Source organism: Xenorhabdus vietnamensis (assembly GCF_002127535.1).
Lineage (GTDB): Bacteria > Pseudomonadota > Gammaproteobacteria > Enterobacterales > Enterobacteriaceae > Xenorhabdus > Xenorhabdus vietnamensis.
In genome coordinates this window covers 32,906-51,926 of sequence record NZ_MUBJ01000020.1, presented here as the reverse complement: position 1 = coordinate 51,926, position 19,021 = coordinate 32,906, and the positions used below count along the sequence as shown (strand labels likewise).

14 protein-coding genes and 1 pseudogene are annotated in these 19,021 nt (G+C 41.3%); 9 read left to right on the top strand and 6 right to left on the bottom strand.

Features of this window, described 5'->3' with window-relative positions:
• Nucleotides 1–200: 200 nt before the first annotated feature.
• The 5 genes and pseudogenes from Xvie_RS26690 to Xvie_RS25485 form a co-directional block, all read left to right on the top strand.
• Nucleotides 201–1,220, top strand: a pseudogene (locus Xvie_RS26690) (thiamine pyrophosphate-binding protein); the annotation flags it as partial.
• Nucleotides 1,221–1,361: 141 nt separating this feature from the next.
• On the top strand, nucleotides 1,362–1,931 hold the full coding sequence (locus Xvie_RS26685) for a thiamine pyrophosphate-dependent enzyme (protein WP_339373925.1): 570 nt from the start codon (nucleotides 1,362–1,364) through the stop codon (nucleotides 1,929–1,931).
• A complete protein-coding gene (locus tag Xvie_RS25475; RefSeq protein WP_086108855.1) occupies nucleotides 1,924–2,931 on the top strand; it encodes a 3-oxoacyl-[acyl-carrier-protein] synthase III C-terminal domain-containing protein in 1,008 nt (335 codons plus the stop codon). Before Xvie_RS26685 ends, Xvie_RS25475 begins: the two co-directional genes overlap by 8 nt.
• 447 nt (nucleotides 2,932–3,378) lie before the next feature.
• Nucleotides 3,379–3,882, top strand: coding sequence for a beta-ketoacyl-[acyl-carrier-protein] synthase family protein (locus Xvie_RS25480; RefSeq protein ID WP_208612541.1), 504 nt, complete (start codon nucleotides 3,379–3,381; stop codon nucleotides 3,880–3,882).
• A 56-nt stretch (nucleotides 3,883–3,938) separates the two neighbouring features.
• Nucleotides 3,939–4,358 (top strand): 3-oxoacyl-[acyl-carrier-protein] synthase III C-terminal domain-containing protein, encoded by a 420-nt coding sequence (locus Xvie_RS25485; RefSeq protein WP_208612543.1) that lies wholly within the window; start codon nucleotides 3,939–3,941, stop codon nucleotides 4,356–4,358.
• A gap of 305 nt (nucleotides 4,359–4,663) precedes the next feature.
• Here Xvie_RS25485 and nirD read toward each other — a convergent pair whose 3' ends face one another.
• The 3 genes from nirD to Xvie_RS25500 all read right to left on the bottom strand — a co-directional run bounded on the left by nirD (nucleotide 4,664) and on the right by Xvie_RS25500 (nucleotide 9,439).
• A complete protein-coding gene (gene nirD, locus Xvie_RS25490) occupies nucleotides 4,664–5,005 on the bottom strand; it encodes a nitrite reductase small subunit NirD (protein WP_086108856.1) in 342 nt (113 codons plus the stop codon).
• Nucleotides 5,002–7,554, bottom strand: coding sequence for a nitrite reductase large subunit NirB (nirB, locus tag Xvie_RS25495; protein WP_086108857.1), 2,553 nt, complete (start codon nucleotides 7,552–7,554; stop codon nucleotides 5,002–5,004). Before nirB ends, nirD begins: the two co-directional genes overlap by 4 nt.
• 139 nt (nucleotides 7,555–7,693) lie before the next feature.
• A complete protein-coding gene (locus Xvie_RS25500) occupies nucleotides 7,694–9,439 on the bottom strand; it encodes a beta-ketoacyl synthase (protein ID WP_086108858.1) in 1,746 nt (581 codons plus the stop codon).
• A gap of 146 nt (nucleotides 9,440–9,585) precedes the next feature.
• Between Xvie_RS25500 and Xvie_RS25505 the strand changes: the two genes are divergently transcribed.
• Complete coding sequence (locus tag Xvie_RS25505) at nucleotides 9,586–10,563, top strand: GlxA family transcriptional regulator (protein WP_086108859.1); 978 nt, start codon at nucleotides 9,586–9,588, stop codon at nucleotides 10,561–10,563.
• A gap of 120 nt (nucleotides 10,564–10,683) precedes the next feature.
• Here the strand turns inward: Xvie_RS25505 and glk are convergent, their stop codons facing one another.
• Nucleotides 10,684–11,652, bottom strand: coding sequence for a glucokinase (glk, locus tag Xvie_RS25510; RefSeq protein WP_086108860.1), 969 nt, complete (start codon nucleotides 11,650–11,652; stop codon nucleotides 10,684–10,686).
• A 307-nt stretch (nucleotides 11,653–11,959) separates the two neighbouring features.
• Nucleotides 11,960–13,222 (bottom strand): DUF1479 domain-containing protein, encoded by a 1,263-nt coding sequence (locus Xvie_RS25515; protein ID WP_086108861.1) that lies wholly within the window; start codon nucleotides 13,220–13,222, stop codon nucleotides 11,960–11,962.
• 681 nt (nucleotides 13,223–13,903) lie between these two features.
• On the opposite strand from Xvie_RS25515, the gene Xvie_RS25520 reads away from it, so the two are divergent.
• The 3 genes from Xvie_RS25520 to Xvie_RS25530 all read left to right on the top strand — a co-directional run bounded on the left by Xvie_RS25520 (nucleotide 13,904) and on the right by Xvie_RS25530 (nucleotide 18,107).
• The gene (locus Xvie_RS25520; RefSeq protein WP_086108863.1) at nucleotides 13,904–15,250 is read left to right on the top strand and encodes an NCS2 family permease; all 1,347 of its coding nucleotides are present in this window, start codon (nucleotides 13,904–13,906) and stop codon (nucleotides 15,248–15,250) included.
• Between the two features lie 285 nt (nucleotides 15,251–15,535).
• Nucleotides 15,536–17,185 carry a Na+/H+ antiporter gene (locus Xvie_RS25525; RefSeq protein WP_086108864.1) on the top strand — a complete coding sequence of 550 codons (1,650 nt, stop codon included), beginning with the start codon at nucleotides 15,536–15,538 and terminating at the stop codon, nucleotides 17,183–17,185.
• Between the two features lie 22 nt (nucleotides 17,186–17,207).
• A complete protein-coding gene (locus tag Xvie_RS25530; protein ID WP_086108865.1) occupies nucleotides 17,208–18,107 on the top strand; it encodes a carboxylate/amino acid/amine transporter in 900 nt (299 codons plus the stop codon).
• Here Xvie_RS25530 and metR read toward each other — a convergent pair.
• Nucleotides 17,992–18,948: an HTH-type transcriptional regulator MetR gene (gene metR, locus Xvie_RS25535; RefSeq protein ID WP_139838836.1), complete on the bottom strand. Its 957-nt coding sequence runs from the start codon at nucleotides 18,946–18,948 to the stop codon at nucleotides 17,992–17,994. The genes Xvie_RS25530 and metR overlap by 116 nt on opposite strands.
• Nucleotides 18,949–19,021 lie beyond the last annotated feature (73 nt).

Below are 19,021 nucleotides of genomic sequence, written 5' to 3'. Positions count from 1 at the left end.
ATTGAGTAAATAATTTAATTAAATATGGATTTATTTACTGCCAGAATAACGCAGTTGTATTTATTTATATAAAATTGAGAGTCATTATGTGGTTTGGTGATGTGATTATTTATCGTATGAATAAAATTTTATTGCATTCTGAAAATGCGTGTTAATTATAACTATTAACATAATGAATCTATTTTTTATTGTAATAGTTAATGATTTTTTTATTAAAAGTGGATGAAATATATAGTATGACAATGAGTATTGCGAAAAATTTAGTTAAGTTACTTGAGGATTGTCAGGTTAAAGCAGCGTTTGGTGTTTCTGGGGGCTTTATTGTACCTATATGGCAAGCATTAACAGAATCGGAAAAAATAAAGATATTTCACTGTAGGCATGAGTAGGGTGGGGTCTTTGCTGCATCTGAATTCAGTTTGTGTCAGCAAGTTCCAGCAATTGCTTTTGCCACAGCAGGTCCTGGCATAAGCAATGCTTTAACAGGATTAAAAGCGGCAAAGTTAGATGGAGCAAAGGTTATATTCATATCATCAATCACGTCTGTTGCTCCTTCAGGAAAATGGAGCTTACAGGAGACTACAGTACAAGATATAGAAGGTTTAGTTCTTTCAGATGGATGCGGTTATTTTGATGAAGTTATCATTATAAGTAAAAAAGAAGATTACCATGATGTTGAGAAGAAATTAAGGAAAGGGTTAAATAAGAAAGAAGGTTATATAGTTGGTATATTTTTAACAACAAAAGCGCAGCAAGAAATTATTGATTCTGAAAATGATGAGAAGATCCTGTTGCCTTATGATGACTTAGGTGATCATGTAAAACACTATTCACAGGAAATAGCAGATTTAATTATCAATAAAAATGCTATTTTTTGGGCGGGATTTGGTGCACGGCATGCATCTACGTTATTGACACAGATTGCTGTAAAAACAAATTCGCAAGTAATATCTACCCCAAGGGGGAAAGGGATCTTCGATGAAAAACACCACCTCTATGTCGGAACTAGTGGATTAGGCTCAGATACAGAGAGCATTAATAAGATATTACATTGCCCCTCCTTGTCTGCTGTTATCATTATGGGAACCAGATTGGGGGAGCTAAGTTCATCATATATCCAAAATAGTCTTGATAAAGTTAAGGTTTATTATATAGGTCTAAATGTACAGGAAGTTAAAAAGAATCTACCTCCACACAGTGTATTAATAGATTGCGATATTGAAACATTTATCACTTTGATTAATACCTATGTTTCTGAAAAGTCAATTCCTTCCGATCATATTAAAACTATCTCAACTCTATGTGACAGTAATAAATATTATTCAGATCCGGCAAAGAATGTGTGCCATCCGCTTGATGTAATGCGTGTGATCCAGGAAATAGTTATCGATATGTTCGATTGTTATGTTGCTGTAGAAGCAGGTAACTCCTTTGTTTGGGCTAATCGCTATCTGAAATTTTCTAACCCTTTGAGATATCGCATAAATACAGCTTATGGAGCTATGGGGCATTATGCTTGCGGGCTAATAGGGATTGCTGCATCAAAAGAACGCTGTGCGGTAGGTATCATAGGCGATGGCTCGATGTTGATGTCGAATGAAGTAAGCACTGCTGTCAAATATGGATTACCTGCAATATGGCTTGTAATGAATGACGCTAGTTATAATATGTGCAGGCAGGGGGTGGAGCTATTGGGTAATGCTCAACTCGACTGCGATATCCCTCAAGTTGACTTCGCTCTATTTGGGCAAGCTATTGGAGCGACAGGTTATAACGTAAGAAATATAAAAGAATTACGAGAAGCTCTTTTTCATGCAATTGAAGAAAAGAAACCAGCAGTGATTAATGTGTTTATTGATAAATATGTGCTTCCTCCTCTAAATGATAGAGTTAACACTTTAAAGAGATTAAAGGAGGAGGCACATGGATAATAACATCTCAATTATTGCAGCAGCAGGTATTCTCCCTACGGGAAAAATTATTATTAATCCTGAGGATAATATCTGTAATGAATTCAGCGCACCTGATAGACAGAAGATATCTAAGTCACGTTTTTTATGGCGTTTAAATAATAAAGAAGAATTAATTGAATTAATGAAAGTAAGTTTGTTAGCTGCTATAAAACAGGTGCGGATGGATGTTTTAGATATTGATTATCTGATTATTAGCCAGGTATGGCCTGATAGTATTTTGTGTGATGAAGGCGGGCAATTGTCCAGAGCATTAAAACTATCTTGTCCAGTGGTGTCAGTAAATGCCGGAACAAATGGTGGTGTAATTGCATTGGAACTCGCCACTGCTAAGCTACTTAACGCTGAGTTTCATAACATAGCTGTTATTACTGGCTGTAATTATTCGCATTGGTTTTCAAAAAGCGATCCCGCAAGAACATTATTAAGCGATGGTGCTGCATGTTTAATAATTAGCAGAAAGCAAGGTGTAAAAGTGACTGGTTTCCATACGTTGAATACCGCACATTACGATATATTGAAATTTAATGAAGTATCTGAAAGTTATGTTTGCTATAAGCCTGAAGGAGGGAAATATATATTTAATAACCTAAAGGAAACAATTTATCAGTGTTGTAGTAAAGTATGTCAATCAAACGGGATTGGTCTAAATGATATCAGCGCTTTTTATGTCTATGATCCGACCGAATGGGTTGCTGGCATCACTGCGGAAGCTTTAGGTGTAGAAAAAGATAAGATTGTATCCATTTTTCATAAATACGGAAGTTTAGGGCCAGCGCAGAGCTTTTTTGGTTTTATGGAAATACAAAATAATAAAAATCTGACTGATTTTGACTGGGTGATTGTTATGGGATTTTCACCTTCATCTACTGCTACCGCTGTTTTACTACAGTGGCAGAATATTCCTTGCAGTGTGCATTGTTATGATCATAAAGAGAAATTAAGTAACCTAATGGTGTAGCTGAAAATATTTAATTCTTTGCAAGTTTAGCATGCAAAGCTGGAATGGTATTTCATTATATGGTGTTTATTTTTATTAAAATGTTATCTTATATTCATATGTCAAATTAACGTGAAAGTATAGGGGTGATATTTTTGAGTGAGTGTTGATTTGTAAGTGAGCTAATTCTATGTAGCCTGTCGTTTGATATTAAAATTAATGAATGACCTAGTGGAATATATTGGAAGATGTAGGGTATTTATTGTGTTACATCTTTCATTTTATGAACTTATATTATTACTTTATCGAATTTAAATTAACCTGTGAATTTTAATACGTAATTATTGATTAATGATATTGTATTTATGAAGAAATTAATTAGTTTCTTATAACAAAATCCCTGCTGATGGAACTATTGAGTGTAAATCAAATAATTCCAATAAATATGGGGGATAAATAGGAGTAATTATGACAAGAGTGGCGATTGCATCATTAGGAATTTGGCATCCTTCAACCTCGGTTGATAATAATTGGTTTATAGATCACTATGCTGCCCAAGGTATTGATATTAGCGGTTTATTAAATAAACTGGGGCATAAAAACCGTTATCTGATCCGTGACTCATCGGATACAACCCTCACGATGTCAGTTGCGGCATCTAATGATGCTATTCAACAGCTGGGATGTCAGGCTAAGGATTTAGACCTTATAGTATTTGCTTCACAAACACCAGAATATCTTATTCCTTCAACCGCGCTCAAGATACATCATGCTATTGGAGGTGGAGAAAGGACTCTGGCATTTGATATTAACGCCAATTGTGCGGGGTTATTAGTTGCGGTAGAAATGGTTTCCAGAGCGATGATGGCTCGCCCGTCATGCCAGCTTGCGCTGGTTGTAGGTAGCGATTATCTTGGGGCCATAGTAGTAATGAACCCGTCTACCATTCATGTTTTTCAGAGTCTGCTGTAGCGGTCGTTCTTCATAAGACTGAACAAGGTAATGGTTTTATAGATTCAGAGTTTCACGTGCAAACCTCTGTGATCGACAATTCACTTTTCCCTGCATGTGGATTATCAAACATTCATCGACATGACGTTTCCTCACAAGTCAGATTCACCCCTTTTGATGATGCTATTTGTATCACCACTGCATATGAATCGATCCGATTGCTACTTTCACGAAATAATTTAGTGCCTGCTGATATTAAAGGGTTTATGTTTTCGCAATTTTCTATAGATAACATTCGACTACTTTGTAAAGCACTTGATGTGGATCAGGATAAGGCATTATTTATTGGTGATAAATATGGTTACACTGCGACCAATAGTCCATTTGTCGCATTTTATGAAGCACTAGAAAGAAAAAAAGTTACTCGTGGTGATTTACTAATTTTTTGGTCGGTTGGTGCTGGTTGGCAAAGTACCGCTCTATTAATGAAATATTAAATGGTGTTATAAGTAATTATTGTAATAACTTAAACTCGATCTGTCTGTTACTGGCTTTGTTTCGGTGATTATCAGATTACCCTTTAAGCGAGCTCCTTTTGTTATTTACTTGGATGTGGACAAGTCAGTTATTTTTTGTAGTTACTGGTATTTCTTACTGCTATTAAAAATATAGTTAATTTAACCTGACTGCTGGAGTTTGGGATCAAAATTGCCCCCGCTATTAACGCATAAACGCGGAGGCAATCTATTCGATAGTAAGAATCCTGACGCACCAATTAACAATTTATCTATCAACAACACCTTCAATCATGATGTTGCTCAAGAAAAACCTGCACATACCCATTATTCACTCTGACCGGAAATGAGCAGATAGAGTAAGTTGCATCTTCCAAACAAAATCCATCACTTAACCTAAATCGCTGTTTTTTCAACGGGCTGGCAATCCATAGCACATCATTATGCTCAACAATTAACCCACGCGACAGTACGCTTGCAGAAGCAAAGGGATCGATATTGCTTAATGCAAATAGCTGCTCATCATCAAAAGGCCTAAAAATAGCGACTTGCTGATCCCCAATCAGAGCACAAACACCGGTATCGGGAACAATATTTTCGAGCGGGCAGATGTTTATCCATTGATTCATGCCATTTCCTCCTCGGATTTTATCAACCTGATTGCAATTCTTTCCTGTGGATGTGCAGGCCGATGTTGCGCCCGTTCTGCGACCATCTGAATATTAGGATCTCGCTCAGTGCTATTAATAAAGTGGGAAAAACGGATCAGCGTATGAGGATCATTGACGGTTTGCTGCCATTCGCAGGAGAATTTGGCTCTCAGTTCAGTCATATCATGCTCTAGCTGGTTATTCAGACCGAGTTTGTCATCAATAATAACTGCGCGGAGATAATCTATTCCGCCTTCCATATTTTCCAGCCAAACGGAAGTGCGCTGTAATTTATCGGCAGTTCTGATATAGAACATCATAAAACGGTCAATGTATTGCATGAGAATCTCTTTATCGAGATCAGCCGCTAATAGATCTGCATGTCGGGGTTTCATTCCACCATTACCACAAACATACAGGTTCCAGCCCTTATTTGTCGCAATTATGCCGACATCTTTACCTTGAGCCTCTGAGCATTCACGTGTACAGCCGGAGGCACCGAATTTCATCTTGTGGGGAGTACGGATGCCTTTGTAACGATTTTCCAGCTCAACGCCCAAACCGACACTATCGCCAACGCCAAACCGGCACCAAGTATTGCCGACACAGGTTTTCACCATTCTTAACGCCTTGGCATAGGCATGGCCCGTTTCGAAGCCGGCATCTATCAGACGTTGCCAGATGAGTGGCAGATCATTTTTCTGTGCACCGAACATCGCTATTCGCTGAGAGCCCGTGATTTTGGTATATAGATTAAATTCTTTGGCTATCGCTCCCACTGCTATCAGTCCATCCGGCGTGATCTCTCCACCAGGAGAGCGGGGGATGACAGAATAGGTGCCATCTTTTTGGATGTTAGCTAAGAAGTTATCATTTGTATCCTGCAACGGCACAAGATCATCACTCAAAATATAGTCATTCCAGCAAGAGGCCAGCAGAGAAGCAACCGTCGGTTTACAGATCTCACAACCGTAGCCCTTGCCGTATTTTTTCACCAGTTGTCGGAATGATGTGAGCCGATCCACTTTGATCAGATGATAAAGTTCTTGTCGTGAATAGGCAAAGTGCTCGCATAAATGATGATTGGCCTCAATTCCTTGACGACTCAACTCGGCATTGAGAATCTGATTGATTAACGGTACACATCCTCCACACCCGCTCCCTGCCTTGGTTTCTGTCTTGATGGCATCTGCTGTATGGCAGCCGTTTTGCACAGCCTGAATAATATTGCCTTTTGTTACATCAAAGCAGGAACATATCTGGGCAGTATCAGGTAATGCATTTACTCCCAATAAAGGCTTATCGCTGCCAGCATGTGCAGGTAATATTAATGAGTCTGGATTATCTGGAAGTTTGATGTTATTCAGCATTATTTGCAGGAGGTTGCCGTAATCAGCGGTATCTCCGACTAAAACTGCTCCCAGCAGAGATTTTTTATCCCCGCTGACTATCAGTCTTTTATAAATTTCTTTATTTTCATCTAAATAGATATAGCTGAGACAGTCAGGCTGGCGGCCACGGACATCTCCTATCCCTCCGACATCGACACCCAGCAACTTCAGTTTTGCACTCAGGTCGGCTCCAAGAAAAGTATTGTCCCTTGCCAATATATGATCGGCTGCCACCTGTGCCATCTTATAACCTGGAGCGACCAGGCCATAGACTTTGCCTTGCCATGAAGCACATTCACCAATCGCATAGATATCTTCATCAGATGTCTGGCAATTATCATTAATGACAATACCACCCCGTTCAGCAATGGTAAGTCCACATTGGCGAGCCAGTGTATCCTGAGGGCGAATACCTGTGGAGAATACAATAAAGTCCACTTCTAGCGAATTGCCATCAGCAAACAGCATTGTTTTATTATAACTATGGCCTGAATGAAGGATTTCTAATGTATTTTTATTGGTATGAACCTTGACCCCCATCCGCTCGATTTTCTTTCTGAGCTGTTCACCTCCCATCGGATCAAGCTGTTCGGCCATTAATACAGGTGCAAACTCTATGACATGGGTTTCTATTCCTAAATTTTTCAGTGCGCCGGCGGCTTCCAGCCCAAGCAGGCCACCACCGATAACGGCTCCTCGGCGACTGCGTTTAGCGCAGGCTTCTATCGTGTTCAAGTCCTCAATTGTGCGATAAACAAAGCAGTCAGCACCTTCATGGCCTTTTATTGGAGGTATCCAAGGATAAGAGCCTGTGGCTATTATCAGTTTGTCATATTCCACTATCTTGCCGGTATCGGAATGGATGACTTTTGCATCCCGATTAATCAGGACAGCCCGTTCACCTTGTAACATACGGATATTATGTTTTTCATAATAACCATCTCGGACAAGGGATAATTTTTCAGCGGTATGATGGGAGAAATAAGAGGAGAGATGGACGCGGTCATAAGCTAAGTGCAGCTCTGCACAGAATACTGTAATTTCAAACTGTTCATGTCCGGCTTTATCCATTAAGTCTTCAATGAGGCGGTGACCGACCATTCCATTACCGATAATACAAAGCCTTAATATGCTCATTTGATACCCCAGTAACAGTATGATGTTAACAAAAATACTGGGGTTAGCTTAAGAAGAACAGCATGAAGCACTTTGATGCAAATCAAGAATCACACTTAATATCAGAAAATTCTTTCTCAAAAAACTGATGTATATCATTTCACAAAAATTCACCGAACTCTTCTGCGGTAGGCAGTTTTATAGATTGTTTGAATCCATTTAATCTCACTTCTTGTCGTGAAAGCCGGATATCTGATGGTTGCAGTACCGCATTACCAAAGTTGTAAATAACAGTTTCTTCACCACTGCAGATTGCTCGATCTTGCTCTTCATTTTTGTTCTTGATAATTTCATTGCGTTGATAATATACGCTAATGGCAGAGTTACCGTGTTTTTTGCTCAGCATTTTCATCGTTTGCTGTGGAGATAAAACGACAGCACTTGCGTTATTACCGCCGAATCCTTTTGCATTAATGATGGTGGCTTTCATCTTTGCGCCATATTCGCCAACAAACTTATCTTGCATCAAGATATTCAAATTGGTTGCATGTACGTCTTCAGCTATGTGATCAATCGTTGTAACTCCCGGAATCCAACCATATTGCCACACACCCAAAGCGCAGGTTAATTGATCCCCTGCTGCTGCAGCAATAGAGTGACCAACATGAGCTTTAATGGCGGTAATGTCCCAGTTATGGAGGCCAAACGTTTTAGCTACCTCATTAATAATATGGCTTTCGGTTACTCTGTTTTGTGGTGTTCCTGTCCCGTGTGCCTGAACGTAGGAATATTGCAACTTTCCATCCAGTAAGTGGTTAGCAAGAGAAGCCGCTTTCATCATAGTGATGTAATTGCCGATTCCCGGAGAAGAGATTGACTTTTTGTTTGCATCTGCATTAACAAAAACATCTGGCACAGAACCAAGGATATTTGCGCCGCATTGCAAGGCTAGGTCATCACTCATAAGCAATACAAATTGTGCTGATTCTGCAATAGTAAATCCGATATTGGTTGAAAATGGGCGACAAGCGCGGCGATGGTTAACAATATCAGTTCCATCAAGCTTGCAGAGCTGGTGGTCTTCCGCAAGAGCGCCCATTACTCTGAATCCTTCAATGATTTCTGGAACGATAGGCGCTTCGGCACATCCAACTAAACAGATTTTTGACTTACCTTGCTTGATATCATTGATGCCTTGTTTGAGGTTATATAGAAAACTGGCACAGGCTCCAAGATTGGCCGAAGTTGTACCAAGGTTATTAATAACATAGCTATTAATGAAATCAGCCGGCATATCGGCCATGGAAAGTGGAAGCATTTTGGAACTGGCACGTGAGCCATTCAATGGGTTGCCGATTAATCCAGCCATTGAGAAACGGTCTACCTGACCCAGAGAGCTGCTGGCATAAACGGAAATCTGATCTGGCTCCACCAATGCTGTGATATCTGACCATGCAATTCCAATCGAATTTAACAAATCCGAAGCACCATAGATAGTTAGGCGCAAACCACGTGGATGGTTGTTTGCATTATATAAATCACCAATTTCAAATCCCTCCGGCAATTGTCCTGCGCTGGTAACAGACAGTGATGTATACGTGCTTTTTAATAACCTGTCTGAATGGTTGTCAGTGCTGGTCAGTATTTTGTTTATTTGTACTTTTTGGGGATCGAACTGAGTGATTTTTCTTATCAGTGTACCGTTTTTAGCGTATTCAATGTTGGCGGTTGTAACAGATTCTGAATTTTTGATAATGCCCATCCGATGGCATAAATCAGCCCAGGTATTTTGCATTATTTCATTTTTCAGACTGCCGGACACAATGCGTTTATACCCGTGGAATCCAGAACTTCTTCCTGCGGCATTGATGCCACCCAAACCAACAATTACAGGTAATTTACTCATAATTAACTCCAAAAAATTTTTCTTGAAGTCTATCAGTTAGAGTCAATAATTATCTCTGACATTAATGTCACTAAAACAGAAAATATGGTCACTATATCTATTCTTTGAGCGTTAAATATAGGTATGCACAATATGCGGAGATAGGCATGAAAATAGCTTTTGTTTTATATGATAGGGCACTACAAAGCGGGATAACTTTGGCGTCGGATATGTTAAATAGCGCGAGTAGCTTGCGGAGCCGAAAGCAGCAGAGAGAAGATCCTCTCCATATGTCTGTTGTTGGTGATTGGGAGAATAATCATGAAAAAATACCGCAAATTACGCTAAATACACATCACCAGTTTTCAGATCAGGTTGATTTTGATTTAGTGTTTTTACCTCCCATGTGGGGGAATCCACTTTCCTCTATGGCTGGCAGAGACGATATTCTTGAATGGTTGAATCGGCAAAAAGAAAAGCAAGCTCTTATCGTTGCAACAGGAACAGGAGTATGTTGGTTGGCGAAAGCGGGGTTGCTTGAAGAACAAACAGTGACAACTCATTGGTATTTTTATGACAAATTTGAGCACCATTTTCCAACGCTTGATGTGAATCGTAAAGCAAGCATTACATATTGTGACAATATTTATTGTGTAAGAAGTATTAATTCCCAGACAGAACTACTTGTTTATCTTATCGCTCAGTTTTTCAGTATTCCGATTGCTGAAATTATTGAAAAACACTTTCTGCATGAGGTTTCAAATTTTCAATCAGAACCATTTTTTCAAATTGGGGGCAATACACAATTTGATGAGATGGTTTCGATAGCACAAGACTATATTAAGCAGCATATTGATTCACAAATCACGATTAAGGATATTGCCGCTTATGCTGGGGTATCGGAAAGTACTTTGCTTCGCCGGTTTAAAGGGCAGGTTGGGATCTCACCTCATAAATACATTTTGAATCACCGCTTATTAACTGCCAAAAAGTTGCTGACGGATAATGGTTTAACCTTATTGCACGTTGCTCAATTAGTGGGGTTTAGGGATGCTTATTACTTCAGTCAAGTGTTTGAACAACATTTCAAATTGACTCCAACCGCTTATCGTAAGTTGGTAAGAGCTAAAGTCTTCCAAGCTTAATGTATGGATAATATGCATAATACACTCATGCTAAATATCGCTTATATTTTTCAGCAGAAAATCAAACAAATAAATAGCATGAGTAGATATAAATATATTGAGGTTATTTACCCAATATATTTACCCAATTTCTTTACCCAATGATTGTCGGATATAAGATCCTGCTCCCAATAATCCTGGTTTATCATGGGTAATCAGATACACGGGAATATCCTGCAAATAGTTTGTAAAGCGGCCTTTGCTTTCAAATCCCTGCCTGAATCCTGATTTTTGGAAGAAATCAAGGAAACGAGGGACTATCCCACCCGCAATATACACGCCACCAAATGCACCAATATTCAGTGCTAAGTTTCCGCCAAAGCGCCCTAACGCTGAACAAAAGAGTTCCAACGCTTGTTTGCAGATAGGGCAATTTCCGCTCAGTGCACGGTCGGAAATATCGCGTGGGGTAAGCTCTTCTGCGGGTTGACCGTTCAATTTCATCAAAGCACGATAAATATTCACCAAGCCAGGCCCGGAAAGGACACGTTCGGCAGAGACATGGCCATATTCTTCCCGCAGTACACTCAACATATGATCTTCTTCTACGCTGTCCGGTGCAAAATCAACATGACCACCTTCACCGGGCAGGCTCATCCATTGGTTTCCTGTGTGAATGAGATGGGCAACACCTAACCCAGTACCTGCCCCATAAACCGCGATGGGACGCTTGGCTTGAGGTTGCTTTCCGCCAATCTGAATCACATCATTTGCCCCAAGAACCGGAATGGCGAGGGAAACGGCAGTAAAATCGTTAATTACCTCAAAACGTTCCCATCCCAGAGACGCTTTCATTTGGCTAACGGAAAAACGCCAACTGTGGTTGGTCATGCTGATCACATCATCCGTTACCGGACAGGCAATGGCGATGCAACCATAATTGACTTCACAGTTTTGCTGTTTCAGGTATTGGCGGATAACAATTTCAAGTGAAGCATAATGCGCACAGGGATAGAGTTCGACTGCGCTCAGTTGTCCAGTATCCACATCACATAATGCCAGTCGTGCATTTGTACCGCCGATATCGCCTACCAGGGCATAAGTTGTCATAGTTTATCTCTCCTTAAGTCTTACAAAATGCGCTATACCCTTCGTATTTCAAGTTGCTTCTTTGTTGGCCGCCGCTTACTCACCCCGGTCACTGTTGTTATGAACATAGAGTTATCTATGCTCCCGGGGATTCGCTCCCTTGCCGTCGCGACGCATCTTGAAATTCATTGGGTATATATCCTAATGAACCAGTCAAAAGCCGAATTGAGGGGATTTTACACAAGGTCAGGCGCGAAGGCCGCATAAAAATGTATCGATATTTCAGGGAACCTAACACCGAAAGAGCCATCGGTGCTAGGTTAGCGGCTTAATTCAAGCCAAGACCATGTCGGCCGATAGACGTTAAGTCGGTAGCAGTAAAACGATTTTTCCAGTTTTTTTCATAGTCTTCACGGGGAAAATCAGCCGGAGATGTGCCATCTTCAAGCGATTTTGCCACCTTATGCGCATAAGCAAGATTTCTGTCACACAGAGGTGCAGCAGGGATATACATCACATTTCCCCAGCCTTGCTGATTTTTCACAGGAGCAACAGAATGGATAAGATCACAGTGCCACCAGACAGAATCCCCCGCTTGTAAAGAAGGAATACTGCATAGCCCATTAATGAGGTGAGGGTGCCATTTTTCCAAAGTTGGCAGCGCCTTACCGGGAGCTACACCACACAGTTCATCTTCTGGTACATCATGTAGTAAAGGCCGTAACAATAGATAGGCTATTGCTTCTGGTACGGGAACGACATGTAACAATCCCTGATTGAACGCCATATCTGATAGCGCCGTCCAGCCCTGAAAAGTGCGAAAAACGGAACATCGGGTTACGTTATCCAGCTCGTATTCATTTATCTCTGGACGATATGCGGCATCCCAAGGATCGTATTCTGCAAATTGACTATTGAAAATATGTCTGAACACTTTTTGGTAAGCTGGATGTAACCAACGTTCCAACGCGCCGGAATCAGTATGGGCACCAAGCCCTTTGGATGTCGTACCCGGCGGCCTGCGGCGAATGCGGTCAGGATAAATAATGCTGGTATCAGGATCAAACCAACATTTGTTATCTGATTCGAATTTCCATAGACGATTGAGAAAAGATTGTACCTGCGCAATTTCTTTACTTTGTCGGGCCTGCATCTGTGCATGAGACCAGTAAATGGGATAAATTTCCGGACGAGATGCTTCAAGGCTGCCAAAATAGTTATCGCCAGAGTCTTGATAAATGCTATCAAAGTGGTTTATTTCAAGGTAATCAAGCATGGATCTATCCCACGCAAGTGCAGTATCACGGGGAAAATTTCCTCTGACAACTAAACATCCCCGGCGTTTAATCTTTTGTATCGTGGCTGCTGTGACTCGATTTTTTGCTAAATCATATAAGTGAATTTCAGGCCAAGCGCTGCCTGTATTCTTTTCATCTTCCTGAGCCGCTGCGAGTTCTTGTTCTACTTTGTTGCAAACTTGTTTGAACAAATCTTCAACATCGCCAATTTGTTTACGCATGGATTGTTTCATTTGCCGGATATTCTGGCGGTAATTATCAGGAAAGAGGGTAGAGGTGAAAGATGTATCCATAGCCGACCCCATGTGTTCATTATGTTTGATTTATCATACCTATGATTTTTTCTTTGTCAGAGTACAGGAATTAAACAATTTCTTGATTATTATAGGTCATAAGACTCATTTCATCTGCTGACAAATTCACAGCTTTTCATTTTTGCTGATAACAATCAGGTGATGGCTGTGTACGTCCATATAGAACGCTCTTCAGCCTTTATTATTAAGTATTCTAAAAGAGTAATATAATTTATTTAACAATTCGGTTATAAACACTAAAAATATTAATCTATCGGATGTATCAAAATATGTCAGATATGATTTATTTTAAAAATTTATTACAAATAAAAAATATTTTTTTGATAAATTAGATAGTGTGTTTGTTATTTATTTTCATTAGAAATGAAAATATCTAATTTACATTAGGCGAACAAAATTCCGCATGAATACTCCAGAATCTCCCTGCAAAATTTGTGATTATCGCTTGATTCTTATCCCTGATTCACTGGATAATCGTCCGCCTCAAATTTTTTCACCATTTTTTTGTTTTGAAAGCCAAACGATTGCGCAAACGAGTGGCTTGGCCAACAAGTGCCGTACTGATTTTTGTCATTTTATGACGTAATCGTTTTCGTTGGATGGGAAAAGATGGGCGAGAGATTTCTAATGCGACATATTCAACAGAAGCAGGGGAACAACATGTCTGGTATGCAGGCACTAACTCAATGCAAACTCGATAGGTATTTTAAGATTACTGCACGCGGGTCGACAGTACGTAAGGAAGTTCTCGCTGGATTAACGACATTTTTAGCGATGGTCTATTCCGTTATTGTGGTTCCGGGAATGCTTGGACAAGCCGGATTTCCCCATATTGCTGTGTTTATTTCTGTCTGTTTGGTGACCGGTATTGGTTCGTTATTAATGGGATTGTGGGTGAATTTGCCAATGGCGATTGGCTGTGCGATCTCGTTGACGGCTTTTACCTCTTTCAGCTTGGTATTGGGACAGCAGGTAAGTATTCCTGTAGCACTCGGTGCAGTTTTCCTGATGGGGTGCTTGTTTACAATAATTTCAGTGACGGGTGTGCGGGCGTGGATTTTGCGCAATATGCCAATGGGCATTGCACATGGAACAGGTATTGGTATCGGGTTATTTCTATTGTTGATTGCAGCCAACGGCGTTGGTTTGGTAATTAAAAACCCACACGCAGGCTTACCTGTTTCCTTTGGTTCATTGACAGCATTCCCCGTGGTGATGACTCTATTGGGGCTGGCGGGAATTATCGGGTTGGAACGGAAGAAAGTACCGGGCGGTATTTTGCTGGTGATTATTGCGATTTCTATTATCGGATTGATTTTCGATCCAGCTGTTAAATACCAAGGATTTTTCAAATTCCCTACGTTAGGAAAAGATGGTCTGTCCCTGATGTTCAGCATGGATATTATGGGTGCTTTGCAGCCAATGGTATTACCCAGTGTTCTGGCATTGGTAATGACGGCAGTATTTGACGCGACGGGAACAATTCGGGCTGTAGCTGGGCAGGCGAATTTATTGGATAAGAGAGGCCAAATTATTAATGGTGGCAAGGCACTGACAGCAGATTCTGTCAGCAGTATTTTTGCGGGAGCCATCGGCTCTTCCCCTGCTGCGGTTTATATTGAGTCTGCCGCCGGAACCGCAGCTGGTGGTAAGACGGGATTAACTGCTTCCGTTGTTGGTATTTTGTTCCTGTTGATTTTATTCTTGTCTCCGCTGTCGTATTTAGTTCCTGCCTATGCTACGGCTCCTGCTTTGATGTACGTTGGTTTATTGATGCTGAGTAATGTGCGGAAGCTGAATTTTGATGATTTTGTTGATGCAATGTCAGGTTTGCTGTGTGCGGTATTTATCGTACTGACTTGTAACATTGTGACAGGTATTATGCTGGGATTCAGTACACTGGTTGTTGGACGTGTTTTTTCTGGTGAATGGCGTAAGCTGAATATTGGTACGGTTATTCTTGCCATTGTATTAATTGTATTTTATGCCGGAAATTGGGCCATTTAATTAAAACAGTATGCGCAAGCGATTAGTGTTTGCGCATTTCTTATATTGTCAGTCACATTGTTCGTCATATTGTTAAACACATTCCCAAATACGCTAATTTTTCAGCACACCCCCGCCGATAAGTATAAAATAAACAAATGAGTCTTGGCTCATTGATTCGTAATGTGATTGTTTTTTGATTTTCTTTAATAACTATAATATTTACGGTTATTAGCGCTGTTATTAATGATAAAAAGCAGTCACAATCTCTTCATCGACGGATTTTTGGCAATTTGTAAGGGTAACATGGAAATATTCTTTACTATCTTGATCTTGATTTTGGTGGTGTCAGTTTCTGGTGTTCTTACTAAAATGATTCCATTCCGTGTCCCCTTGCCGATAGTGCAAATAGCAATGGGGGCTCTGTTGGCCTGGCCTCATTTTGGTTTACACGTTACTTTCGATCCTGAACTATTCCTCGTTTTACTTATCCCTCCTTTGTTATTTGTTGATGGTTGGAAAACACCAACCAGAGAATTTTTTCTGCATGGGCGTGAAATCGTCATCTTAGTTTTAGTGTTGGTATTGGTGACGGTTGTTGGTATTGGCTATTTGATCCATTGGTTATTGCCAAGTATTCCTCTTATTGCTGCTTTTGCACTGGCGGCTGTATTGTCACCAACGGATGCGGTGGCATTGTCCTCAATTGTTGGAAAAGGGCGCATTCCTAAAAATATGATGAGCGTACTGGAAGGGGAAGCATTAATGAATGATGCTACTGGTCTGGTGGCTCTGAAATTCGCCGTGGCGATTGCCATGGGAACGATGGCTTTCACGGTCACTGGCGCAACGTTGGAATTTTTCAAGGTTGCGATTGGTGGTTTGGCGTCGGGTATCGCCGTCACATTGTTGTACAGTAAGTCACTGCGACTGATGAGTCGCTGGAGTGGGGATGATCCCGCAACTCAAATCATGTTTATGATGTTGTTGCCGTTTGCCTCCTATATGATTGCTGAACATATCGGTGTATCAGGAATTCTGGCTGCGGTTGCGGCTGGTATGACTATCAGTAAGGCGGGAGTGATCCGCAACGCTCCATTGGATATGCGTCTGCGTGCTGATAACGTATGGGGAATGTTGGCCTTTGTCTTCAATGGCCTTGTATTCATCATGCTGGGGCTGCAATTACCGGGTATTTGGGAAACATCAGTGAATGAGGCTGAGCGTGACCCATCGGTTGATACTTGGATGTTATTCGCTGCTGTTGGGATCATTTATGGTGCGCTGGTATTACTGCGATTCAGCTGGTTATGGCTGATGAAAAATACCAGCAAGGTGCTGATGAAGAATAAACCGCTTGAGTTTACTTCCTATACTACCCGTGAATTATTGTTGGCTTCATTTGCTGGTGTTCGTGGGGCAATTACGCTGGCGGGTGCGCTGTCTGTGCCATTATTCTTGCCAGATGGTGATCCGTTCCCGGCACGTTATATGTTGGTTTTCATTTCTGCGGGCGTGATCCTGCTCTCTCTTTTTGTGGGCGTCGTCTCTTTACCGTTGTTGCTACGTGGCATGACGGTAGGTGATAAGCAGGCAGATCTCAATGAAATCAGAATGGCAAAATCTGCAATGGCTGAAGTTGCTATTGTCAGTATGAATAAGATGGAAGAGCGTTTGTCGGCCAGCACTGAAGAACAGCTGGATGCAGAAGTCATTAGTGAAATTGCTTCTCGAGTCACAGGCTATTTGCGGCGTCGCACTGCGGGAACAGATGAAATTGAGCATAACCTGATGGTTGAAGAGCTGGAACGTCGTTTCCGTTTGACGGCATTAAGGGCTGAACGAGGAGAGCTGTATCACCTGCGTGCAACCCGTAAGGTTAGTAATGAAACACTACAAACGTTGCTGCATGAGCTTGATTTGCTGGAAGCACTTTTAGTGGGTAAAGAACAATAAAAAGGTAAAAGATCAATAAATTATGTGGCTGTTAACGATCACAACATTTTTGTGGGCTGCCTCATTTAGCCTGATTGGCGTTTATCTTGCTGGTCAGGTTGATAGCTGGTTTTCTGTTCTTGTCAGGGTAGTGCTGGCAGCAATGGTATTTTTACCATTTTTGCGCTGGCGGGGGCTATCGCTGAAAATCATTTCACTGTATATGGCTGTCGGTGCCTGCCAGCTTGGTGTGATGTATTTATTTGTATTTCATGCCTATCACTATCTGACAGTGGCAGAATTTTTACTGTTTACTATCATGACGCCGCTCTATGTCACACTGATTTACGATTTGATGGGACGTCAGCGACTACGCTGGGGCTATGCCTTGAGCTCTTTATTGGCAGTGGCTGGCGCAGCGGTTATTCGTTATGACCAATTGAGTGAATCTTTCTGGATTGGCTTGATATTAGTGCAATTGGCAAATATTTTCTTTGCGGTTGGTCAGGTTGGTTATAAGCGCCTGATGGAAATTCATCCGATTCCACAGAAAGTGGCATTTTCATGGTTCTATCTGGGAGCTTGTGTTGTCGCCATTATCGGCTGGCTGATGTTTGGTGATCCGCAAAAATTGCCAACCACTGAGCTACAGTGGGGGGTCTTGATTTGGCTGGGCGTCGGGGCGTCGGGTATTGGCTACTTTATGTGGAACTATGGGGCAACTCAAGTGGATGCCGGAACACTGGCTATCATGAATAATATGCTGGTTCCGGCGGGATTGTTGGTCAATTTTGCAATTTGGCAGCAGCACCCTAATTGGCTGAGTTTTACCATTGGGGGCAGCCTGATTGTTGCATCACTTTGGGTGCATCACCGCTGGATACTGAAACCCGCTTCACAAACGGTAATTTATCCACCGCGTGCTGGCGAGCAGAACGAATAAATGTATCAATAGCGGGTTGACGCTGCTCTCCTTCTCGGTTGGCAGCGTACAATCTGCTCCATAATCCTTCTCCCAACGTTTGGGTTACCACCAGCCCTTGTCTTTCGAATGTCTCCACTGCCCAGTGTGGCAATGCTGCGATACCCAATTGTGCCGCAACCATCTGAATCAATAATAGCGTATTATCGACAGTTTTTAATGTTGGGGTAACTTCTGCTGGCTGGAGAAAGCGTCGCCATATGTCAAAACGTTGTCGCTGTACGGGATAAATCAGTAAAGTTTCAGCAGCAAGATCTTGTGGACGAATATCGCGCTTATTTGCCAGTGGATGATCAGGGGCAATTACCAGCTTAACTTCATAATCAAACAGCGGCGTGTAATGCAGATGACTGTCTGCAATAATGTCAGATGTCAGAACAATATCTAACTCGCGTTTTTGTAGCGCAGGTTGAGGATCAAATGTCACACCAGATTTGAAATCCACATTAACCTGTGGCCAGCTTTCACGGAAACGCTTAAGTGCAGGTGTCAGCCATTGAATACAGCTATGGCACTCAATGGCAATACGTAAATTGGTCTCTTTTGGTTCATTGCATTCACGTAAAGAAGCTGTAATCAAGGGCAAGACTTGATCTGCCAACCTTAATAACACCGCTCCTTGAGGTGTTAGCTTCAAGGGTTGGCTTTTCCGAATGAATAATTTAAATCCCAGCCGATGTTCCAACTCACTGAATTGATGTGAAAGAGCAGATTGCGTCTGATGCAGATGATTTGCTGCTGCCGCTAGTGAGCCACAATGGTTTAGTGCTTGTAGTGTTTTTAAGTGTTTTATTTCGATCATGAAAAACCTTCAAGATGATAATGAATAATTTGCGCTTGTGGTTTATACACTACCTGTTGATTATAGAAGTGTA